19 protein-coding genes are annotated in these 23,376 nt (G+C 46.9%); 15 read left to right on the top strand and 4 right to left on the bottom strand.

What is annotated here, in order from left to right:
- Positions 1 to 60: 60 nt before the first annotated feature.
- From G475_RS0101055 to G475_RS0101035, 5 genes are read left to right on the top strand one after another with little or no spacing between them, the layout of a single operon-like run.
- Positions 61 to 552, top strand: a complete 492-nt coding sequence (locus G475_RS0101055) for a TRAP transporter small permease (RefSeq protein ID WP_026699670.1) — start codon at positions 61 to 63, stop codon at positions 550 to 552.
- 23 nt (positions 553 to 575) lie between these two features.
- Positions 576 to 1,853, top strand: coding sequence for a TRAP transporter large permease (locus G475_RS0101050; protein WP_026699669.1), 1,278 nt, complete (start codon positions 576 to 578; stop codon positions 1,851 to 1,853).
- 30 nt (positions 1,854 to 1,883) lie between these two features.
- Positions 1,884 to 2,306, top strand: coding sequence for an HIT family protein (locus tag G475_RS0101045; RefSeq protein WP_211233910.1), 423 nt, complete (start codon positions 1,884 to 1,886; stop codon positions 2,304 to 2,306).
- Positions 2,307 to 2,344: 38 nt separating this feature from the next.
- The gene (locus G475_RS0101040) at positions 2,345 to 3,382 is read left to right on the top strand and encodes a sorbitol dehydrogenase (RefSeq protein ID WP_026699667.1); all 1,038 of its coding nucleotides are present in this window, start codon (positions 2,345 to 2,347) and stop codon (positions 3,380 to 3,382) included.
- 20 nt (positions 3,383 to 3,402) lie between these two features.
- Positions 3,403 to 3,930, top strand: coding sequence for a D-lyxose/D-mannose family sugar isomerase (locus G475_RS0101035; RefSeq protein ID WP_035709749.1), 528 nt, complete (start codon positions 3,403 to 3,405; stop codon positions 3,928 to 3,930).
- 379 nt (positions 3,931 to 4,309) lie between these two features.
- On the opposite strand, the gene G475_RS0101030 is transcribed toward G475_RS0101035, so the two are convergent.
- Positions 4,310 to 5,734, bottom strand: coding sequence for a serine hydrolase domain-containing protein (locus tag G475_RS0101030; protein WP_051302026.1), 1,425 nt, complete (start codon positions 5,732 to 5,734; stop codon positions 4,310 to 4,312).
- 429 nt (positions 5,735 to 6,163) lie between these two features.
- Between G475_RS0101030 and G475_RS0101025 the strand changes: the two genes are divergently transcribed.
- Together G475_RS0101025 and G475_RS0101020 are read left to right on the top strand one after the other, a co-directional pair.
- Positions 6,164 to 8,206 (top strand): thioredoxin domain-containing protein, encoded by a 2,043-nt coding sequence (locus tag G475_RS0101025; protein WP_026699664.1) that lies wholly within the window; start codon positions 6,164 to 6,166, stop codon positions 8,204 to 8,206.
- A 21-nt stretch (positions 8,207 to 8,227) separates the two neighbouring features.
- On the top strand, positions 8,228 to 9,211 hold the full coding sequence (locus G475_RS0101020; RefSeq protein WP_026699663.1) for a 2-hydroxyacid dehydrogenase: 984 nt from the start codon (positions 8,228 to 8,230) through the stop codon (positions 9,209 to 9,211).
- Between the two features lie 106 nt (positions 9,212 to 9,317).
- On the opposite strand, the gene G475_RS0101015 is transcribed toward G475_RS0101020, so the two are convergent.
- The 3 genes from G475_RS0101015 to G475_RS23935 all read right to left on the bottom strand — a co-directional run bounded on the left by G475_RS0101015 (position 9,318) and on the right by G475_RS23935 (position 11,990).
- Positions 9,318 to 9,554 (bottom strand): hypothetical protein, encoded by a 237-nt coding sequence (locus G475_RS0101015; protein WP_026699662.1) that lies wholly within the window; start codon positions 9,552 to 9,554, stop codon positions 9,318 to 9,320.
- Positions 9,555 to 9,602: 48 nt separating this feature from the next.
- Positions 9,603 to 10,691 (bottom strand): branched-chain amino acid aminotransferase, encoded by a 1,089-nt coding sequence (locus G475_RS0101010; protein ID WP_026699661.1) that lies wholly within the window; start codon positions 10,689 to 10,691, stop codon positions 9,603 to 9,605.
- Positions 10,692 to 10,838: 147 nt separating this feature from the next.
- Entirely contained in the window at positions 10,839 to 11,990 is a 1,152-nt protein-coding gene (locus G475_RS23935) for an IscS subfamily cysteine desulfurase (RefSeq protein ID WP_051302024.1), read from the bottom strand.
- A 110-nt stretch (positions 11,991 to 12,100) separates the two neighbouring features.
- On the opposite strand from G475_RS23935, the gene nadB reads away from it, so the two are divergent.
- The 8 genes from nadB (at position 12,101) to G475_RS0100965 (ending at position 23,105) form a co-directional block, all read left to right on the top strand.
- The gene (gene nadB, locus G475_RS0101000; RefSeq protein ID WP_035709748.1) at positions 12,101 to 13,672 is read left to right on the top strand and encodes an L-aspartate oxidase; all 1,572 of its coding nucleotides are present in this window, start codon (positions 12,101 to 12,103) and stop codon (positions 13,670 to 13,672) included.
- Positions 13,653 to 14,498 carry a carboxylating nicotinate-nucleotide diphosphorylase gene (gene nadC / locus G475_RS0100995; protein ID WP_026699659.1) on the top strand — a complete coding sequence of 282 codons (846 nt, stop codon included), beginning with the start codon at positions 13,653 to 13,655 and terminating at the stop codon, positions 14,496 to 14,498. The genes nadB and nadC overlap by 20 nt, the downstream gene beginning before the upstream one ends.
- Entirely contained in the window at positions 14,495 to 15,592 is a 1,098-nt protein-coding gene (nadA, locus tag G475_RS0100990) for a quinolinate synthase NadA (RefSeq protein ID WP_026699658.1), read from the top strand. Before nadC ends, nadA begins: the two co-directional genes overlap by 4 nt.
- 267 nt (positions 15,593 to 15,859) lie before the next feature.
- Positions 15,860 to 17,170: an FAD-binding oxidoreductase gene (locus G475_RS0100985; RefSeq protein ID WP_026699657.1), complete on the top strand. Its 1,311-nt coding sequence runs from the start codon at positions 15,860 to 15,862 to the stop codon at positions 17,168 to 17,170.
- Positions 17,171 to 18,532 (top strand): (Fe-S)-binding protein, encoded by a 1,362-nt coding sequence (locus tag G475_RS0100980; RefSeq protein WP_026699656.1) that lies wholly within the window; start codon positions 17,171 to 17,173, stop codon positions 18,530 to 18,532.
- The gene (locus G475_RS0100975; RefSeq protein ID WP_026699655.1) at positions 18,532 to 19,989 is read left to right on the top strand and encodes an FAD-linked oxidase C-terminal domain-containing protein; all 1,458 of its coding nucleotides are present in this window, start codon (positions 18,532 to 18,534) and stop codon (positions 19,987 to 19,989) included. The genes G475_RS0100980 and G475_RS0100975 overlap by 1 nt, the downstream gene beginning before the upstream one ends.
- Positions 19,990 to 20,010: 21 nt before the next feature.
- Entirely contained in the window at positions 20,011 to 20,799 is a 789-nt protein-coding gene (locus G475_RS0100970; protein ID WP_026699654.1) for a fumarylacetoacetate hydrolase family protein, read from the top strand.
- Between the two features lie 122 nt (positions 20,800 to 20,921).
- The gene (locus G475_RS0100965) at positions 20,922 to 23,105 is read left to right on the top strand and encodes a malate synthase G (protein WP_026699653.1); all 2,184 of its coding nucleotides are present in this window, start codon (positions 20,922 to 20,924) and stop codon (positions 23,103 to 23,105) included.
- Positions 23,106 to 23,376 lie beyond the last annotated feature (271 nt).

Here is a 23,376-nt window from a genome sequence, read left to right as displayed (position 1 = left end):
GAGTGTATAATCAGTTACTCCATTTTCCCCCGGCTTGAATACACCGGAGAGGTGGGCGTTATGGGAGATAAAATAATTAATTTTATATATAACAGGCTGCTGGCCAATGTGGTCATTCTTATCGGATTTGTTATGGTGTTGAATATTTTGTTTCAGATCTTTGCCAGAACATTTTTAACTCAGTCCTTTCCGTGGACGGAAGAATTCGCCAGATTAAGCTTTATCTGGTTTTGCCTGTTGGGAAGTGTGATTACGTTAACAAGACGAATGCATTTAGGAGTGGAATATTTTTATCGGATGCTGAAATGTCTATCCAAAATAATTATTGATTGCGTCATACATGTGATTGTGCTTTTTTTTGGTGCTGTTTTGTGCTATTACGGTGTGCTGTTGGTCCTTAATGCAATGGATCAGATCTCTCCTATTTTACGAATACCGATGGCTTATTTTTATATGCCGATGCCGCTGACAGGAGGATTCTTTTTTCTGTACACCTTACATCAATTATGGTCTCTATTTCGAAAAAACCATTCAGAAGAACACAGGGTGTAAGCGCAGCATGAAAGGAGGAAGTCATGGCAGTTGTTATATTTATCGTCTTACTTGTGCTGCTGGCTATTAATGTACCCATTGCAGTGAGTACTGGTGTTGCTGCAATATTTGGATTCGCTGTGGTAGGGGACATTGATTTGTCTGTTATGGTGCAGCGGATGTTGATGGGGGTGAATTCGTTCACCTTAATTGCCGTTCCCTTGTTTATCCTGGCAGGCCGATTTATGCAGCTGGGCGGCATCACCAATGATTTAATTAATCTGTCAAAATCATTGGTTGGATTTTTGAGAGGTGGTTTGGCTTACGTAAATATCGTTAGCAGCATGTTCTTTGCAGGGATTACAGGCTCTGCTGCCTCTGATTCCTCATCAGTAGGATCCATTCTTATACCTGCTATGGTGAAAAAGGGGTATCACCGGGATTTTAGTGTAGCTATTACTGCTACTTCCTCGACAATTGGAGTAATGATTCCTCCCAGTATACCCATGGTCATTTACGGAGTAGCTGCCGGGGTTTCCATCGGGCAATTATTTTTAGGAGGAATTATTCCGGGTGTTCTAGTTGCTATAGCATTAATGGCTGTTACTGCTGTTATTGCTAAAAAAAGAGGATACCCAGTGGAACAACGGATATCTGTAAAAGAAGCCGGGCTTAATATTTTAAGAGGGATCCCAGCCTTGCTGACAATTCTCATTATTCTAGGCGGGATCATCAGCGGGATATTTACTGCAACAGAGGCTGCAGGAATTGCAGCGTTATACTCCTTTCTATTAGGTTTTTTCTATTATAAAGAACTTCAGATAAAAGATCTGCCTAAAATTATGCTGGATGTTTCAATAACAACTGGTATGGTAGCACTTATGATCGCCACTGCCTCAGCACTGGGTTATCTTTTTGCCATTCAGGGCATTCCGCAGATGATCGCAGAAGGACTTCTGTCTGTTACAGAAAATCCATTTCTGCTGCTATTAATGATTACCGCCCTGCTTCTTTTTGTTGGTACTTTTCTAGATTTAAGTCCTGCTGTCATCATTTTTACGCCGATTCTGCTGCCTGTTGTCACATCGCTTGGGATGGATCCGGTTCATTTCGGCGTCGTGATGGTTGTGAACCTTGCTATCGGACTGTTTACTCCGCCTGTCGGTGTTTGTTTGTTCGTAGCCTGTGCCATTGGAGAAATTTCGATCACAGAGGTGATTCGAGCAGTTTTGCCCTATTTTACAGTGATGATCTGTGTGTTGTTATTGATCACATATGTTCCTCAGCTTGTAATGTTTTTGCCAGAATGGTTGATGCGATAAAAGCGAAAATTTACAGAGGAGGTGATGGCGGTGGTTGCATCCTGCTTTTACTGTACGAAAGATGAAAGCCTGCAGCGGTTAATGATTCAAGCTATGCCAATGCAAATATCAACGTTGTATATCATGAAAGATCAAAATTATCCAGGTCGGTGTGTGCTGGCACTGAATAACCATAAGACAGAATTGTATGAACTATCGGAACGGGAACGTAAACAGTACTTCGATGATGTCGCGGATGCCGCAGAAAGGATATCTCTGTCTTTCAGGCCGGACAAAATAAACTATGCTATATATGGAGATATCGTCTCCCATCTGCACGTTCATCTGGTGCCCAAATATGTAGACGGCATGAACTGGGGAGAAGCTTTTGATAATAATCCTGAACAAAAGACGTTTCTTTCTGATGGGGAATACGAGAAGATCAGGCAGCGTTTAAACAACGTCAAATCCTGATAACTAATAAAACTTAGGGTATGGAAAGGGGAAATATCATGGTAAGAAAAATGATGGTACCGTCTATGGAGTTGGTTGATCACGAAGGACCCGGCACTCAGAAATGCGCGGTGATGGATGAAATTGGAGAAATATCAATAAAACAGGCAAGAGTTCCCGAGCCTGAAGCAGAGGAGGTACGTATAAAAATCAAATGGGTCGGTATCTGTGGAAGTGATGTAGAGGTCTTTCGCGGAGCTAGAGATCCGGAATTTATAACATATCCAACGCGTTTGGGTCATGAAGTGGCTGGTGTTATTGATCAAGTCGGAGAAAATGTTATTGGATTGAAAGAAGGCGACCATGTGGCACTGCGTTATGTGTGGGGAGCTTTTGCAGAATATATATGCTGCAGTCCGTTTTCGGTGAAAGTGCTGCCTAAGAATCTTCCCTTGATTGAAGGTTCTCTGATAGAAGTACTTCCTCCGCTTCTTCATGCAGCGGAGTTGGGAGAGATTGCGCCGGACAAAAATGTATTAATCATGGGGCAGGGGGTAAGCGGCTTGGCCATGACTCAGGTTATTAACTTATTTAGCCCCAGGAACCTGGCTGTGACAGATTTGTTTGAAGAAAAACTTGATTTAGCGGAAAAATATGGAGCTACACACACGTATCAACTTCCGAATGAAGAGGCAAAAACGATGGATGTGGTAAAGGGCGATTTTCCAGATGGATTTGATGTTGTTATTCCATGTCTTCTGGAAGGTTCAGGTATGGTGGATGCAATGGATGCAGCGGCACAGAATGGAAGAATTGTGATGTATGGGTGTATTGGTACCTGCCACGAACCAGTGGACTTTTTCAAAATGCATAAGAAACGATTGGAGATTCTAACAACAGAACCGAAGCGTGATATCGATAATCGACGTTTCTTCGATGAAGGAGTCCGCCTTGTTACAGAAGGTTTGATAAATACAAAAGAAACAATTACTCACATTCTTCCACTGGAGGACATTGCGGAGGCATTCGCTTTACGAAACGATCATAAAGGGGACACCATCCACGTTATGATTGACTGCGAATCACAGAAAAATTAATCTTTCGAAAGGAGCGGCATATGAACGACGAAAAGGTGAATCATATTCGGAAGGAATGCTTGAGATATTTTAAACAGGCGGGTATTGCTCTTACTCCAGAAGAAAAAGAAAACATGGAGGTCACTGATTTCGGCATGGGTCGATTGCGTGAGATGGGTCTGCAATTGGTTGTCTATATTAATACGGAGAGCTACTGCGCGAAAGAAATGGTACTACTGCCAAGGCAGACTTGCCCTGAACACCTGCACCCGCCGATAGGGACCTCGAAGGGAAAGGAAGAAACGTTCCGGTGTCGGATGGGGAGAGTGTATTTATACGTGTCTGGTACGGAGACACCAAACCCAAGTATTCTTCCTCCACAGGACAAAATGAATCACTTTACTGTTTGGAAAGAGGTTTTGCTTAAGCCCGGCGAACAGTATACAATTTCTCCTAATACCCTGCATTGGTTTCAGGCAGGGGAAACAGGAGCTGTCGTTTCAGAATTTTCGACGCAAAGTACAGATGAGAACGATGTTTTTACTGATCCTGCAGTTCAGCGTGTATAAGAATAAAGCAGTAAGTGTAACTATAAAGTTATTTTATTTTCAACCCCTAAACTATCATAACCTCGTTCTAAATCTAGGACGGGGTTAAAAATAAAGTTGTTCTATTATGATGTGAAAATATTTTCGTGTTTTTAAATATATAATGAAGTCATTTACATCTAATATCTTTCTAATGATCTTCAACAATCGTCCAATAACTGAACATTACTATTTGCCAATTTTGCTAAAACTTTCTGTACATCCCTGAACATTAGTGAAGTATCCTCTGTTACAGATCAAGTTTCGTTATGTCTCCTCGAACAAGGACTCAAAAATCCTATGTCAACGCCTAATAGCTAACACCTGTATTTTAAGCTCAAGGGTTTATTTAGTAAGTAATTTACTTTTTTAACAAACTAATAGATAACGTCATAACTCCATTAATAGCAAATATTGCTGCTAGACAATAGATTAAAATTGCTAAATCTGGTGCGTAAAGACTAACGCTTTTCCAAGGACTTCCCGTAACATAACTAAACAATGGTACAAATCCAACAGATACTAGGAGTAAAACGATTCCTGAAACAAGCAATATTTTTTTGTTTAAATTCTTCTTACTTCGAAGCCTGAAGAAATGGACCACAGTTAGAATAGCAAGAAATATTGTAATGCCCAATATAATCCATTGAAGACTATAGCTTTGCTCTGGCAATTCATCGGGATCTGTCTCGTTCATGATAGATCGAATCCCTTTCATGATATTAGATACTTGAGTATCTTCTGTAATATGATATTTATTTGTTAAAAGTGCTGCTGCAACATCTTGTTCTGGTATAAAGAACATTTCCGCCCTAAAATCGGGGGTTGCCCCGCCATGGAAAGGAAAATGTTCCTCTTTAGAAAAATGCCAGCCTAAGCCGTATGTTTTACCTTCTTCTGGCGGCGTTTTTATTAACTCCAGGTATTGTTCTGACAGTAAGTCTCCGCCCTCTACCATGTATGTTAAAAATTTCGCCAGATCATTCGTACTTGAAGCAATATAACCATACGATGCTCCCGCATTATCATAAAAACCGTCACTTTTTATCGGTTTGCCGAACCATGACTCGAAACCAGGTACGTACCCTTTGTCCACGGCGGTTTCATAGTCAGCAGCAGAATGATCCATTCCAAGAGGAGTGAAAATGTTTTGGTTCATAAACTCTGATACAGTTTGGTTCGTCACTTTTTCAATGATTGCTCCCAAGAGTAAATAGTTGGCAGAGTTATATTCATAAGTCTCTCCAGGGTCGTGAGATAGTTCCACACCACTTAGTTCTGTTACTGCTTGTGTGATTGCTCCCTTGCTCTCTCTCTCCACGTCTGTAACTTTAAGACCTTCATATTCACTAATACCGCTTGTTTGTTCTAATAGATGCAATACTGTAATTGGGGTTGAACTGTCTGTTTGATAACTAAATGATGGAAGATAGGACTGTATTGGTTCATCCAGCTTTATGCTGCCATCTTCCACTAACATCATAATTGCCAGAGATGTAATTGGTTTGCTTAATGAGCCAATGAGAAAAGGAGTGTCTGCTGTTACAACTGAGCCATCACTTAAAACTCCCCATTGATCTTGATAAAATGTTTCACCGTTTTCTAAAATCACCAACGCTCCACCTGGGATATTATACGTATTTAATGCTTCTTCTATATATTCTTTTATTTTTTGTATCTTATCTTCCTTTTCAGCAGAAACAGTTAACGGGCTGAAAAGGAGCAATAATATCCCTACGGCTATCAACCCCGCGATACTCAGCTTATTCCAGTTTTTTTCTGACATAGTACTACCTTCTTTCTACAAACAATGGGTGAAACAGAAAAGACACAATAACCGATTCTTATCTGCTGCTTTATTTTATTGAAGTCTCTAAAGTGGTCTCATTCATTCCTTTTTCACTAAGGCTTGGATAAGCTATGTTATTGATGAATAAGTAGATTAATGAACTGGGAGCCTTCATTAACAAGTTCATGGATTCGAGAGAAAAAACAGCTGCCATATGAGAATATATTTTTCTGATTTTAGACGGAGACTTTTGATATACTGAGTATCTTAAAATGATATCAAGAAAAGATGTATTAATTTGCAGGCCATTTACCACTTAAGAGAATTTTAACCTATTTTTTCCTTTTACTGAAGGCCTCCGGTTTTTTCTTTATTTCAAATGGGGTACACTTTAAAGAGAACCTTTTATCAAAGGATGGTGTCCGAATGGCGAACCGCTTGATACATGAAAAGTCGCCTTATTTACTGCAGCACGCCCACAACCCGGTGGATTGGTTTCCGTGGGGGGAGGAAGCGTTTGAGAAAGCGCGGAAAGAGGATAAGCCGGTGATGGTGTCGATCGGCTACAGCACCTGTCATTGGTGCCATGTGATGGAACGGGAGAGTTTTGAGGATAAAGAGGTGGCCGAGCTGTTGAATGACCGGTTTGTCGCCATCAAAGTGGACCGGGAAGAGCGGCCGGATGTCGATTCGATTTATATGATCGCGTGCCAGGCGATGACAGGGCAGGGGGGCTGGCCGTTGAACGTGTTCGTCACTCCGGAGCAGAAGCCGTTTTATGCGGGCACGTATTTTCCGAAAAAGAGTATGCGCGGCATGCCGGGCATGGTGGATGTCGTGACCCAGCTGTATGATAGGTACAAGGAAGACCCGGAAAAGATCAAGGAAGTCAGCGAACAGATGGTGGATGTGATCCAGCCGCAGACGGCTGAAGGAGAAACAGAGCTGACGCAGGATACGCTTGATAAAGGTTTCGAGCAGCTGCGGCAGACATTTAACATCACGTACGGCGGATTTGGCGGGGCACCGAAATTTCCGACGCCGCATGTGTTGATGTATCTGTTCCGATATTACCGCTATTCCGGGAAGGAAACGGCGCTGCAGATGGCGCTGAAGTCGCTCGACGGCATGGCGGCCGGCGGAATGTATGATCACATCGGCGGTGGTTTTGCCAGATATTCGGTGGATGAAAAATGGCTCGTACCCCATTTTGAAAAAATGCTGTATGACAATGCCTTGCTGGCACTTGCCTATACAGAAGGGTATCAGGTGACCGGAGAACCCCGGTTCCAAAAGACGGCCGAAGAAGTACTGACATACGTATTGCGCGGGATGCAGGATAAAACAGGAGGCTTTTATTCCGGAGAAGATGCGGATTCCGAAGGGGTGGAAGGCAAGTTTTATCTTTGGACGCCGCAGGAAATCAAGCAGGTACTCGGGGAGGAAAACGGCTCGCTCTTTTGTGAAGTATACGATATCACGGAAAAAGGAAATTTTGAAGGAGCCAATATTCCGAACTTGATCCGGCAGTCTCCGGAAGAATTTGCGGTTCGTCATGAGCTCGATCCGAAACAGGTGAGAGAGCGGCTGGAGCAGGCGAAAACGTTATTATTTGAAACCCGCGAAGAGCGAGTGCCGCCGCATGTTGATGATAAAATGCTGACATCGTGGAATGCGCTGATGACAGCGGCTCTTGCCCGGGCCTCCCGCGTGTTTGAGAAGCCGTCGTTTCTCAAAGAAGCAGAGCGGGCGTTTGCTTTTATTGAATCCGAGCTGGTCCGGGACGGGCGGCTAATGGTACGATACCGCGACGGAGAGGTGAAGCACAAAGGGTTTATTGACGATTATGCGAATGTGCTCTGGGCCCTTCTGGAGTTATATGAAAGCAGTCTCGATGTGACGTATCTGGAAAAAGCAAAGCACTATGCTGATGACATGATCGAACTGTTCTGGGATGAGGAAAACGGTGGTTTTTATTTCTACGGCGGGGACGCAGAACAGCTTCTGGCCCGGCCCAAAGAGTCTTTTGACGGAGCGATGCCGTCCGGAAACAGCGTGGCGGCCCGGGAGCTTGTAAGGCTCGCGCGTTTTACTGGTGCGATGAGGTACGAAGAAAAAGCAAGAACATCACAGGATGCGTTTGCCCGTGAATTGAAACAATATCCAAACGGACATATGCACTTTCTGCAGAGTTATCTGCTTCTTTTCAGCGGCATGAAGGAAGTGGTCGTCTTGACGAACAACGCAGAGAATGAGGCAGCGGCCATAACCAAGCAGCTGCAGCGGCAGTTTTATCCGGAAGTGACCTTTTTGATTCATTCTGAACCGGAAACGCTGGCAGAGGCTGTACCGTTTACCGCTTCCTATCATAAAGTGGAAGGCCGTACTACGATTTACGTCTGTCGTAATTTTGCCTGTCATCAGCCGGTGAACGAAGCAGCGGAAGCGTTGAAAATGCTGGAAGAATAAATAAAGGGATGAGAAAAGACGATGAAACAAAAAGTAATAGCCTACGGGCGCGTGCGAGAGGAAGCGCAGGAGCAGCTGCGGGCGAAGTATGATCTTCATGTATTTTCCGGGGAGGAAGATTTGAACGACAAAGCTTTCACTGAAGCTCTTGCGGAGGCGGATGGAATAATCGGTCTCGGGATGCAGGTGGACGCTGATTTTCTTGCTCATGCCCCGAAGCTGAAGGGGATCAGCAATGTGTCGGTTGGTTATGACAACCTCGACTTGGAAGAACTGACCAAACGGGGGATTGCGGCAACAAATACCCCCGGGGTATTGAACGATACAACAGCGGATGCCATATTCGGGCTGCTGCTTGCTACAGCGCGGCGGATTCCGGAGCTGGATCGCTATGTCAAAGTAGGAAATTGGAAGAGCGGACTTTCGGACTCGAAATTCGGCATTGATGTGCACCACCGAAAGCTGGGAATCATCGGCATGGGCCGGATCGGAGAAGCGATTGCCAAGCGCGGATACGGTGGGTTTGACATGGAGATTCTGTATCACAATCGTTCCCGTAAACCGGAAGTAGAGGAAAAATACGAAGCTGCTTACCGCGAACTGGATGACCTGCTGCAGGAAGCAGATTACGTCTGCCTGATGACTCCGTTAACCCCGGACACAAGACATCTTATGGGCCGGGAGCAGTTTAAGCGTATGAAAGAAGACGCGATTTTTGTGAATGGGTCCCGCGGGGAAACTGTCGATGAAGACGCTTTGGTGGAAGCATTACAGCAAGGGGAGATCCTCGCGGCCGGACTGGATGTGTTCCAGGAAGAGCCGGTCCCTGCCGATCACCCGCTGCTTCAGCTGGAAAACACCGTGACCACCCCGCACATTGGATCTGCCACCGGTGCGACGGAAGATAAAATGTCGCTTCTTGCTTCCCAAAATCTTGATGCTGTTCTCCAGGGCCGGCGCCCGCCGAATTTGTTGAATGAAGCGGCCATGCGGGATAACAAATAAAAAATTCAACAAATTCCTTGGCCCAAATAGAACAAGTTTGCCCCAGAGCATTGAATTATAGGAAAAAGACACCGTTTCTATGGGAGAGACGGTGTCTTTTGTATTCCTACATGGCACTCTTTTCATTGAATTTTTCTGCTTTTTTGTAGGCATCAACCATGCCGTAGATCCAGAAAATAGGATATGTAATAAGACCGATTAAAACAAACATTAGAAGAGCGTTGATAAACTGAATAATCATAAACAGAACCCCTTTGCCGATCTGGCCGTTATAAATCTGGCCGAGCCCGCACCAAATGGCACTTAATACGGCGGCAAGGCCTGCGTTTTTTTGCGGCTGCATGAATAAAACACCTCCTTTACCTAAGCAGCAAGGACTGCCTGCCGCATGTTACGTTTGTTTCACCTCAAGCGGTACGGTCCAGCCTAGTTTGTCTTCCTTTTCCCCTGTTTGAATGCCGGCAATGGTTTCATAAAGGGAAAGGGATAACGCTCCGGTTTCATTATGATTGATCGTAAGTTCTTCCTCTTTCCATTTCAATTTACCGACCGGAGAAATGACGGCGGCCGTTCCGGTGCCGAATACTTCTTCAAGTGTACCGTCCTGATGAGCGGCTTTTATTTCCTCGATGGAAATTCGGCGCTCCTGTACATTATAATTCCAATGACGAAGCAGCTCAATGACAGAATCACGAGTGATACCGTCCAGTATGCTTCCATTCAGGGCCGGGGTGATCACTTCGCCGTTGATTTTGAAAAAGATGTTCATGCTGCCGACTTCCTCGACGTATTTTTTCTCTATCGCATCAAGCCACAGGACCTGGTCGTAGCCGAGTTCGTCAGCTTTCGTCTGGGCTTTCAGGCTGGCTGCATAGTTTCCGGCTGTTTTCGTGAAGCCGACTCCTCCTTTGACTGAGCGGACATATTCATCTTCGACGTAGATGCTGACTGGGCTCATCTGATCCGAATTGGAATAATAAGAGCCGACCGGCGACAAAATAATCATCAGTTTATAGTTGGAGGCCGGTTTAACGCTTAACGCCGGTTCGGTGGCAATGATGAACGGCCGGATATAAAGAGATTGTCCCTCCTGTGTGGGAACCCAGTCCCGGTCAATATGTATCAGCTTTTTCAACGCTTCCACTAAAAAGTCCGGATCCACCGCTGGAATGTTCATCCGTTCGTTGGATATATTAAGACGGTTAAAATTTTTCTCCGGACGGAAAAGCAGAATTCCACTGTCTTTGGCATGATACGCTTTTAATCCTTCAAAAACGGCCTGGCCGTAATGAAAAACAAGCGAGGATGGATCCATCAGAAGCGGTTCATACGGGGTGATTCTCGCATCGAACCAGCCGTCTTCCTCGTTATAATCCATCACAAACATATGATCTGTAAAGTGCTTTCCGAAACTTAAATCGCTGTAGTCCGGTTTTTCTTTTCTCGTCGGCGCCTGTTGTATTGATAACTCGTGTTCCATCAGACATCCCTCTCTCTTCTGGAAAAATTACTTCTCCCTACAAGTTTACTCTAATTGCGTATATTTTTCAGTAGATGTGCTGGAGGAATTTATAGAGAAGTTCAACATGCTTCCTGGATCGCTGCATGAGCTTGATACTAAAACCCGTTATATCTTCTGTTGAGGCCCCTTGTCTGTTCTAGTCACGCTGCTTATTTCTTTTAATACGGCAGCGGTTTGTTCGAGTTCTTCATAGGTGGTGTCTATTCCGAAACTGAGCCGGAACAATCCATGTGCTTCTTCCTGCGTATGGCCCATCGCAAGCAGACTTTTCGAAGGCTTGGAATAGTGGGATTTACAGGCGCTTCCTGCCGAAATAGCGATGCCCCGGCGGTTGCATTCCAGCATAACCCACTGTCCTTCCCGTTTTTTTAACCTAAGGGCAAGATGATGAGGAAGACGCTTTCGTTTGTCCCCAAATAAAGGGAGGCTGTCTTCAGGCAGCTGTGCGAGAAACCATTCCTGCATGACCCGCCACCTCTGTTCTTGTTCCTGCTGGTTTTTAACACCGGACAGGGCTGCTTCGGTGAAAGCGGCTATACCCGGTACATCCAGGGTGCCCGGCCGAAAGCCGTTCTGATGGGAGATGCCGGGATACATGCTTTTCCAGGACGTGCCGGGTGCGATATAACAGGCCCCGGTATTTTTTGGACCGTTTAATTTATGGGCAGAGACGGAGACAGCATCCATCCCCATAGCATTTACATCCAGCGGAATTTTCGTAAAGGTCTGCACCGCGTCGGAATGAAAGGCAGCGTCGTGGTTGGTGAGCAGATTCCCAATGTCCACCACAGGCTGGATGACACCTGTTTCGCTGCTGGCGTGGCAGACTGTGACTAGTATGGTATCGTCCCGGAGCAGTGCTGCGAGAGAGTCGAGGCATATTTCGCCGTTTCTCTTGACCTGTACCTCACTGACCGTGAACCCTTCTTCTTTTAATTTTCCAAGGGCCTGATAGATAGAGGGATGTTCGAGCGGCGAAGTAATGATATGTCTCCCGTGTTCCTCTCTGCCATAAGCCAGGCTGAACAGGGCGGAAATGTTACTGTCGGATCCGCCGCTTGTAAAATACATTCCTTCCGGGACACCGCGGATAATCCCGGCAAGCTGCTCCTGGCAGTGATCTGTTAATTGTGCAGCTGCTCCTCCGCTGTCATGCAGGCTTTGTTCATTGCCGAAAAAAGCCTGGGCGGTTTTGGTATATGTCTCGAGTGCGCCGCTGCTCATCGGCGTGGTGGCACAGTGATCCAAATATATCATGGCTCCTCCTCTTTTTAGTTGTTCAAAATTTCACAAAAAAGTCTTGTGTATAGTTTAATTTTATGTAAATATAAGTGTCAAGACACATGTAAAATCAAAAGGAGGGCGGCATGCAAAGCAAAACTATCACGACGGATGTGGTCATCATTGGAAGTGGTTTGGCGGGGTTAATGGCAGGCCTGCAGCTTGCGAAAACGAGAAACGTGACCATCGTAACGAAATCAACGCTTGGAGCAGGGAATTCCGAAAGAGCCCAGGGCGGCATTGCAGCTCCTATCGCTGCTCATGACACCTCCTTTTCCCATATAGAGGATACTCTTGCCGCTGGCTACGGCCATAATCATGCCTCTGTGGTTGAAAAAATAATTGAGCAGGCCGGCCCGGTAATGGAAATGTTTTTCTCCTGGAACACGCCGTTTGATAAAGAGAAAGACGGCACGTTTCAGCTGGCAAAAGAAGGCGCCCACAGCCGGCGGCGTATTTTTCATGCGGGCGGGGATGCGACGGGATTTTACATGATGGAGCGGTTGAAGAAAAATATCCCTGACAATCTGCGGATACTGGAGTTTTTCACAGCCTATGATCTCCTTATGGACAAAGAGCACTGCGCCGGCTTGATAGGAAAAGACCGAAGCGGAAGCATCTATACGGTGTATAGTTCGGCAGTGGTCCTCGCCAGCGGCGGCTGCGGGCAGCTTTTTCCCGTAACGTCTAATGCACCGGAAGCAACAGGAGATGGGCTGGCAATGGCATTTCGGGCAGGAGCGAAGCTGAAGGATATGGAATTCATGCAGTTCCATCCAACGATGCTGTTTGCCGAAGGGAGGGGTGCCGGGCTGTTATCGGAGGTCATCCGTGGTGAAGGCGGCGTTCTTGTCGATGAAGAGGGAGGACGTATTATGAAAGGCCTGCACCCTCTGGAAGACCTTGCTCCCCGGGCCGTGGTGGCACAAGCTGTGTTTGAAACACTGGAAGCAGGCAGGGGAGTGTTTCTCGATATTCGAAATGTACCGGATTTTGAAAATACCTTTCCTACCATTGCAGCAAATGCAGGAAAACATGGGGTGGATCCCGCGGAAGGATATCTTCCCGTACGTCCGGGAGCTCATTTTATGATGGGAGGAATTGCGGCCGACGCCCGGGGGCGGACGAGTGTAGAAGGGCTGTATGCGATTGGGGAAGCGGCCTGCACCGGGATGCACGGCGCCAACCGCCTCGCCAGTAATTCTCTGCTCGAAGCGGCGGCCGGGGCGAAACTACTTGCCGAAGGAATGACAGAAGTACGCCCTGCCAAGCCGATTAGACAAGAGAAAAATGCAAGACAGCGTATTTTTAATATGCCAGTGAAACCTGCCTTGCAGCAACGGATGGAGCAATGCTGCGGCCTTGTCAAAGACAAACATATGCTTGTTGAAATAATAGATTGGCTTAAGACTTATCAGGATTTTATTTTTTCGCCGGGGGAAACAGGACTCTTGCAGGAGAATCTTACCACAAAGAATATGCTCACCACCGCCTGGATGATGGCAGGCAGTGCCCTGGCCCGGCAAGAATCCAGGGGAGCCCATATCCGCCGGGATTATCCGGATCAGTCATCGGAATGGGGCCAAAGCGCTGTGTGCTGGCAGCATGGCGTCCTCCAGATAGAAAAGGAGACTGATCATGAATCGGTTCCAGGTTAGAGAAAAAATAAAAGAGTTCTTCCATGAAGATATAGGGATAGGAGACTTGACAACCGAGGCTGTATTTTCGACGCAGGACACAGCGGCTGGAAGTGTTATTTCGAAAGAGACGGGAATTTTTTGCGGGGCCGCCGTGTTTGAAGAAGGATGGAAGCTGCTTGATCCTGCCATGGAGGTGACGGTTCATGCTGCAGAAGGGACGAGGGTCAGCAAAGGAGAAAAGGTACTTACCGTAAAGGGACCAGTACGGGCTTTATTGAGCGGGGAGAGGGTTCTTCTTAATATCATACAGCGTATGTGCGGGACGGCCACAGAGACTGCAAGACTTGTGCAGGCTCTGGATGACTCTTCTATTCAGGTATGTGATACAAGAAAGACCATGCCGGGGCTGCGGATGTTTGATAAATATGCGGTCCGCTGCGGAGGGGGCGTGAACCACCGCCTGGGGCTGTATGATGCCGTAATGCTCAAGGATAATCATATTGCCGCGGCAGGAAGTATCACAGCGGCTGTCGCAAACGTGAAAGAGCGAGTGGGCCACATGGTTAAAATCGAAGTGGAAACCACGTCAAAAGAGGAAGTGCAGGAAGCGGTCCAGGCAGGGGCAGATGTGATCATGTTTGATAATTGCAGCCCGGAGCAGGTTAAGAAACTCGCAGCGCATGTGCCGGAGGGTATTATTACAGAAGCTTCCGGAATGATCAGTATAGAGACGATAGCGGCTTACCGCGGCTCAGGGGTCGATTATATATCTGCCGGAGCGGTCACCCACTCGGTGCAGGCGCATGACTTAAGTTTAGTAGTAGAGGAGGAGAAGAAGTTATGAGTGTGCTGGAAAGTTTTCAGGCAGCCGCTCTGCCGGAACATATAAAAGCCATGAGCCAGCAGGAGATGGAAGAACGGGTATGGGAAATAAAACGGAAGCTGGGTCCTCGTTTATTTATGCCGGGGCATTATTATCAAAAAGACGAAGTCATACAATTTGCTGATGAAACAGGCGATTCCCTGCAGCTGGCAAAAACCGGGGCCGCTAATAATGGCGCGGAGTATATTGTATTCTGCGGTGTTCACTTTATGGCAGAAACCGCGGATATATTGTCTGAAGCGAATCAGACCGTCCTGCTCCCCGATCTGCGGGCGGGCTGTTCCATGGCGGATATGGCAGAAATCAGCCAGCTGGAGAAGGCCTGGAAAAAGCTCCAGGGCGAGTTTGGCGATACGATCATCCCTTTGACCTATGTGAACAGTACGGCAGCCATTAAAGCTTTCTGCGGAAGGAACCAAGGGGCAACCTTGACATCGTCGAATGCAGAAAACATGCTGGCGTGGGCGTTTGCTCAGAAAGAGCGCATATTATTTTTGCCTGATCAGCATCTAGGTCGAAATACCGCTTATGAGATGGGTCTCCCTTTGGAAAAAATGGCGGTATGGGACCCCATCCGGGAAACACTGGAGTGGGAGGGAGATGCAGAACAGGTCCGGATGATTTTATGGAAAGGGCACTGCTCGGTCCATGAAAAATTCACGATGGACAATGTCCGCCAGGTGAGAAAGGAAAACCCGGACGCCAGCGTTATCGTTCATCCGGAGTGCATGTTTGATGTGGTGCAGGCCGCAGATGCCGCCGGTTCCACCAATAAAATTATTCAAACCATCCGGGAGGCGCCGTCAGGAAGTACATGGGCTGTCGGTACAGAAATGAACCTCGTCCACCGCTTAATGCAGGAAGAAACAGATAAGACTGTCTACTCCCTGAACCCCAATATGTGTCCCTGCTTAACGATGAACCGTATTGATCTCCCTCATTTATTATGGTCATTGGAAAGCATTTCGTCCCCTGCTCCCCATCACGTAATTGAAGTGGACCCTGCAACAAAGCACGAAGCCTGGACTGCTCTGGAACGCATGCTCCAACAATAATCATAGATAAACGAAAAACCGCGGCCAAGGATTAAAAGTTTCTTATGAATCAACACCTACTTATAAGCATAACCTTATCCTGGGAAGCTACATCAGACAGGGATAAGGTTTTCTCCTTTATTAAATTTTTAAAATATTATTGAAAAGAAGAAAGAGAAATGGTTTAATAATTGAAAAGAGCTGTGTTATACAGCTTCCTTTTTTCAATAAAAAAGAAACAAGGTTTCATAATAAGCAACAATTATATAAGCTGAATGGAGGGCGTCCATGATAACAGCTGATGTTTGGAAGGAGTTAACGTCAATTCTGCCGGCAGACCACGTGCAGGAACAAAAAACAGCGGAGACCAGGTATGGGAATGATGGGCAGGTATTGGTCTTTCCTCGGACAGAAGAGGAGATTGCAGCCATTCTTACTTTTGCCTCCACTGCGGAAAAGAAAGTGAATGTTTGCGGTTGTGGTTCAAAAAGAGGATTAGGCGGAACAGAGGATACTGCGGACATTTTATTATCAACCGCTTCCTTCAGGGGGATAAAGGAACATTCTGTAGGTGACATGACGATTTTCGTCAAACCGGGAACCCCCTTCCGCGAATTACAGGACTATTTGGCTTCCCACGGTCAGAAGCTCCCCATCGATCCCATCCACGCAGAAAATGCAACGATCGGCGGGGTGATCGCTGCCAATGAAAGCGGCCCAAAAAGACTCGCTTATGGGTCGGCGCGGGATCTTGTCATAGGTTTGAGGGTGGCCTACGCAAACGGAGAAATCATCCGAACCGGCGGCAAAGTCGTCAAAAATGTAGCAGGATATGATATGAACAAACTGTTTGTCGGCTCCATGGGGACACTTGGCGTCATCACAGAAATAGGGCTGAAGCTGCGCCCGCTTCCAGAACATGAAAGTCTGGTCCTGCTTAGCTTTCCAGAAGGTGATATCGATGACATTCAGGCTTTTTCCGAGAAGCTGATGAAATCCAGAATGGAACCGGTCTCGCTGGAGCTGCTTACTCCTGCACTTGCTGAAACTTTGACAGGGGATGCTTCTTTTACGCTGGCCGCAGCGCTTGAAGATGTGGCAAGTTCTGTGTTTTATCAAGAAGACTATATTCGAAACATACAGCCCGCAAATGCCCGCTTATCCATTTTGAACGTCGAAGAAGCCGGTGCCTTTTGGGAGCGGTTCCAACATACGTTCGCACTTGATACCTCGGAACAACATCAAGGAACGGAAGTGCTGGTAAAAATCGGTGTACAACATAGTGACGTACTGGAAGTATTAAAAGAAGGGGAGCGTGAAGCTTTATGTGAAGGCGGACATGGCGGCATGGGCCATGGCCTTTGTCAGCTGCATCTCAAGGGAGACAAAAAGCAGCTGGCAGACTCCATTTCCTCCTTAAGAGAAGCAGTGGAGGAAAAAGGAGGTTATCTCGTTGTTCAGCACGCTTCTCTGGCTTTACGCCGGGAGGTTAGTGTCTGGGGAGAGCCACCGGCTCATTTTTTCTTAATGGAAGGGATAAAAACAAAGATAGATCCGCAGCGTACCCTGAACCCAAAACGATTCGTAGGAGGGCTGTAGATGGATACTGATGGAAAAACAGCGTTTGAAGAACCTCCTTGTTCAACGTCGCAGTTGAGTAATTATTTATGGAGGGATAAACCCGATGAAGACAAGTGGGCGGATTGTGTTCACTGCGGTATGTGCCTGGAAGCCTGCCCCACTTATGAAATCACAGGCCAGGAACAGCATTCTCCCCGCGGAAGGGTCCATTTAATTAAAGCAGTAGCAGAAGGAAAACTGGAAGTAAGCGAACCATTTACCGATCCAGTGTTTGCATGCCTGGACTGTAAAGCATGCACGACAGCCTGTCCGGCAGATGTAGACGTAGGCGGTTTGATTGAAGAAGCACGCGGGCAGATCCGGCAGGCCATGCCGCTGACAGGCTGGCGAAAAGGGGTGAGCCGCTTTTTCTTGCACGGACTTTTCCCTCATCCCGGACGGCTTCAGTTTTTCGGGAATTTATTGAAATTTTATCAAAAAAGCGGAGTGCAGACGCTCGTCCGCAAAACAGGAATGCTGAAGGCAATGCCGGAACATCTTGAATTAATGGAAGCGGTCATGCCGGAGGTGCAGGAGCCCATCCGGAAGAAATATAAACACGAAACGGTCGTGAAAGCTGATACGGAATCGAAACGAGAAATAGCTTTCTTTTCCGGTTGTGTGATGGATGTCATGTTTAGTGATGTCAATGAAAGCACGATTAACGTTCTGACGAGAAACGGCAATGATGTTGCTGTCCCTCAAAACCAGACATGCTGCGGAGCGCTGCATGTTCATGCGGGGGACCGGGATATGGGAAGAAAACTGGCAAAACAGAATATGGAAGCTTTCAAACAGGCAGATACGGTAGTTGGAAACGCAGCGGGCTGCGGCTGTATGCTGAAGGAATATCCGGAACTTTTCCGGGAAGTAGATACCGAATGGCGGGAGAAAGCGGAAGCATTCGCTGAAAAAGTCGTCGATGTTTCCAAATACCTGCATGATACAGGATATGATAAACCAACGGCCGAGCTGAACACCCGCCTTACCTATCATGATGCCTGCCATTTGGCACACGGGCAGGGGGTGCGGCAGGAACCTCGTGAAATTCTCCTTGATGTTCCCGGTGTGGAAATGGTACCGATGGAAAATGCCGACCGCTGCTGCGGGAGTGCCGGAATCTATAATATTACCAACCCGGAAATGGCGGAAGATGTGCTCGAAAGCAAGATGAAAAACGTACCGGAGGAGGTGGAGATGATTTCCATGGGGAATCCCGGCTGTATGCTGCAGATGGCGATGGGCGTGAAAAAATACGGCAGAAGTGCCAACGTGGTACACACCGTCCAGCTCCTGGATTGGGCTTACCAAAAAGAAGAAGAGCAAAGGAGGCAGGAATAATGCGCCGTAAAAAAAGGCTGCAGACCAATGATAAGCATATAAAAAATCTTGCCGCCATCGTAGGAGAAAAGGAGATTTTGTTTCACAAAGAGGATCTGACAGCCTATGAAAACGATGGGTTCACCATCCACAGCTACCTTCCAAAAGCGGTCGTATTTCCGAAAAACACCGAAGAAACAGCGGAAATCGTCTCGTACTTGTCCAGAAATGATCTTCCGTTTCTTGCCAGAGGAGCCGGTACAGGGCTGAGCGGAGGTGCTGTGCCGCTGAACGGAGAAGTCATTATCAGTCTGGTGAAAATGAAACGTCTTCTGAACGTAGATTTGAAAAACCGTTGTGCGGTCGTAGAACCTGGATATGTCAATCTTACCTTGACCAATTCCATTTCCGATAAAGGATACTATTATGCTCCGGATCCCTCGAGTCAATACTGTTGTACGATTGGCGGAAATGTAGCGGAAAATGCCGGCGGGGCCCACTGTTTAAAATACGGGGTAACAACAAACCACATTCTTGGTCTGGAAGTGGTCACGCCGGACGGAGCCATCATTGAAATCGGGAAGAACGGGATTATGGACGTCCCCGGTTATGATTTACTGGGCATTTTAACAGGATCGGAAGGAACGCTTGGCATTGTTACGAAAATTACGGTTCGTATTTTAACGCATCCGGAGGAAAAGAAAACGGTGCTGGCTTACTTTGACGATGTTGCAGACGGAAGTCAGGCCGTTTCGGATATTGTGTCCGAAGGGATTGTTCCGGCAGCCCTTGAGATGATGGACGGCACAGCCATTGAAGCTGTAGAATCCGCTGCCTATCCCGTCGGTCATCCAAAAGATATAGAAGCCCTGCTGCTCATAGAAGTCGATGGTATCTCCGCCGGCATTGAAGAACAGATCAATAAAATACTGGACGTGTGTGAAAAGCGGAATGTCCGCTCCGTGAAGGTGGCAGAAGATGAGCAGGAAAGAGCCCGGTGGTGGGCCAATCGAAAAACAGGGTTTGGAGCGATGGGGGCGATTTCTCCGGATTACCTTGTGCAGGATGGCGTGATCCCCCGCAGTACTCTGCCCCAGGTCCTGGGCCGCATTCGGGAAATCAGCCAAGAATACGGATTGCGGATAGCTAATATATTTCACGCCGGCGACGGGAACCTTCATCCGCTTATTCTATTTGACTCTAGAATTCCCGGAGAAACCGATAAGGCGCTTGAAGCGGGGAGTGCCTGCCTTCAGGCGTGCGCAGATGTTGGCGGCTCTATTACCGGGGAGCACGGGGTTGGCATTGAAAAACGGGAAGAAATGCGGTTTGTTTTCTCCGACAAGGAAATAGAGGCGCAAACGAATATTCGGGAAGTGTTCAATCCGTATTATTTATTAAATGCTGGAAAACTATTTCCTTCTCCAGGCCGTTGCGGAGAAGTGAAAAAAGAAGAAAAAGCAGCCGCTTCCAAATGAAGCCAAGAAAGGATGGAACCTATGAAGTTTGCCAGGTTTGCTGCTTCCTCTGAAGTACTGCAGGGAGTAGCGGCAGGAAATGTATTAAAAGAAATAGAAGGGAACATTTTTGATCATTGGAATTATACTGGCCGCAGCTTTTCTCAGGAAGAGGTGAAACTGCTTGCTCCGCTGGAACCAAATCAGATCATCGGAATTGGAGCAAACTTTGTCACAAAAACCGAGGAACTTCCGGAAGCGCTGCCAGACATTCCGGTATTTTTCTTTAAACCAACCTCCTCTGTGATCGGTCCGGATGACGACATCGTCATGCCTGCGGCTATTAACGAAGTGAAATTTGAATCGGAATTAGCTGTTGTCATAGGAAAAGATACAAAAAATGTAACCACATCAGAAGCCCTGGATTATGTGTTTGGTTACACCGTTGGAAACGATGTGACGGCTCCGCAGTATTTTCGGGAAGATAATCATTGGATGGTCGGTAAATCGTTTGATACGTTCACCCCGCTCGGCCCCTATCTGGAAACGGAACTCAATCCGCTGGAGGCGCGGGTGAAAGCGAGTTTAAACAACATAGAAAAACAGAACAGTTCTACCGCACTCATGATTGTTCCCATACAAGAAATGATTGCGTATTTATCCCGCGTGATGACATTGAAAAAAGGAGATGTCCTCTTGACAGGAAGTCCGGCCGGAGCTGAAATGGTGACAGCAGGAAGCACCATAACCTGCGCTGTTGAAGGAATAGGTGACCTGACCAATTCCTTTGTGAAAGCAAAAGAAGCGACGGGGCCGGTATCTTTTAAATAGTTTCCATTTTTCGGAATCCAACTGAAAGAAATAAGGAGAAAAATGACAGGAGAAATCAGACAATGCACAGCATTGATATAAAACCTAGTTTCTTAATAAGCAATAATGAGGAGTGATGAAAAATGGGGAAATATATGGAAGCGGGACATCTTCAAGTGGCCGAGGAATTATATACGTTTGTTAATAAGGAAGTTTTACCGGGCACTGGAGTAGAGAAGGAATACTTCTGGAAAGAACTTGAAGCCTTATATTTCGACTTTGAACCCGAAAATAAAGAACTGCTGAGAAAAAGGGAAGCTATACAGGAACAGATTCATGCCTGGCATCAGGATAATAAGAGAAATTTTGATTTTGATAAATATAAGCAGTTTTTACAAGACATCCGCTACCTGGAGCCGGAGGGAGATGATTTTCAGATCACCACCGAAAAGGTGGATGAAGAAATTGCCGGACAGCCCGGCCCTCAGCTTATTGTCCCGGTGGATAACGCAAGATATGCGCTGAATGCAGCTAACGCAAGGTGGGGCAGCCTCTATGACGCACTGTACGGAACGGATGTTATTCCAGAGGAAAACGGAGCGGAGAAAACAGCAGAGTACAATCCAAAACGGGGAGAAAAAGTAATCGCCTGGGCCAAAGCGTTTTTAGATGAAATTGCTCCCCTGCAGCAGGGGTCCCATCAGGATGTCGTTCGTTATACAGTTGAAAATGGGACGCTGCAGGCAGAAAGCGGGGAGGGTACAAAAACCGGACTGTCGAATCCCGACCGGTTTTCTGGGTTCCAAGGGGATAATACCAATCCGTCAGCGCTGCTGATCCAAAACAATAACCTCCATGTGGAAATACAAATCGATGAAGAGCATCCTATCGGGAAAACGGATAAAGCAGCGGTGAAAGACGTGGTGCTGGAAGCTGCGGTCACGACGATCATGGATTGTGAAGATGCGGTAGCGGCCGTGGATGCAGAGGATAAAGTCCGTGTTTATCGAAACTGGCTAGGGTTAATGAAAGGGGATCTAACCACGGCATTCACCAAGGGGGCAAACTCCGTAACCCGGAAGCTGAACCCGGATCGGAATTACAACACACCAGACGGGGGGACGCTGACTCTTTCCGGCCGCTCCCACATGTTCATCCGTAATGTTGGGCACTTGATGACCACACCGGCTGTTCTGGATAAAAACGATAAGGAAATGCCGGAAGGGATCCTGGACGGAGTGCTGACGAGTCTGATTGCCAAACATGATCTGCTTGGCAACAGTCCGTATGTGAACTCCCGGGAGCAATCGATTTATATCGTAAAGCCGAAAATGCACGGAGCCGAAGAAACGGCGTTCTCCAATCGTTTATTTGAACGAATCGAAGATATGCTGGAACTTGCACGGAATACATTGAAAATCGGGGTCATGGATGAAGAGCGCCGTACTTCTTTGAATCTGAAAGCCTGCATACGCGAAGTAAAAGATCGGGTGGTTTTTATAAACACCGGCTTTCTCGACCGTACCGGCGACGAAATCCACACTTCCATGGAAGCAGGACCGATGATCCGAAAAGGAGAAATGAAACGTTCGACCTGGCTGCAGGCTTATGAAAAGTCAAATGTATACAAAGGGCTGGAAACCGGTCTGAAGGGGCGCGCCCAGATCGGCAAAGGAATGTGGGCGATGCCGGAATTAATGGCAAATATGCTGGAACAAAAAGCCGGCCAGCTGAAAGCAGGGGCCAACACGGCCTGGGTCCCTTCGCCAACTGCTGCTGTTTTGCATGCCATTCATTATCATCAGATGGATGTAAAAGAAGTCCAGAACCAGCTTCTTCATCAATCCGAAGAATTGGAAGACGATATCCTGAACGTGCCGACCGCGCTAAATCCGGACTGGACGAAAGAAGATATACAAGAAGAACTGGATAACAACGCCCAGGGCATCCTCGGCTATGTTGTACGCTGGGTGGAAATGGGTATTGGCTGCTCGAAAGTGCCGGATATTAACAATGTTGCATTAATGGAAGACCGGGCGACCCTGCGGATAGCCAGTCAGCTTCTGGCAAACTGGCTTTATCACGGCATCTGCAGTGAAGAACAGCTCCTCGATACCATGAAACGGATGGCCAAAATCGTAGATGAGCAGAATCAAGGGGTGGAGGGGTACGTCCCAATGGCGGAGAATTTTGATGAATCTACAGCGTTTCAGGCTGCCTGCGACCTGGTCTTTAACGGATATGACCAGCCAAGCGGCTACACTGAACCCATCCTGCACCAGCGCCGCCGGGAAGCAAAGCAGAAAATGACCGCCGCCCGCAGGTAGAAGATGTTCCGAAAAGTGTGGAAAAAGCGGACACCGCATAAAAGCGGGTCCGCTTTTTTTAGACATAGGAAAACACACAGCAAAAATAACAAATGGTGGTGAGAGAAAAGGAGCTAGCTACACCCATGTTTCTTGGACTCACAACCATTTACCCATGGATGCAAGTCTTGTTTTAGATTGTCCCTGCTTTTTTCTGTTTATTTGCCTTTGCCGATCACACTGGTATTTTTGAAAAGTTTAAAGATTACATGGAATATTATACTCAAGACTG

This window comes from Salibacterium aidingense DSM 18341, from assembly GCF_000429685.1.
Classification (GTDB): domain Bacteria; phylum Bacillota; class Bacilli; order Bacillales; family Marinococcaceae; genus Salibacterium; species Salibacterium aidingense.
This window is presented reverse-complemented; position numbering and strand designations above follow the sequence as displayed.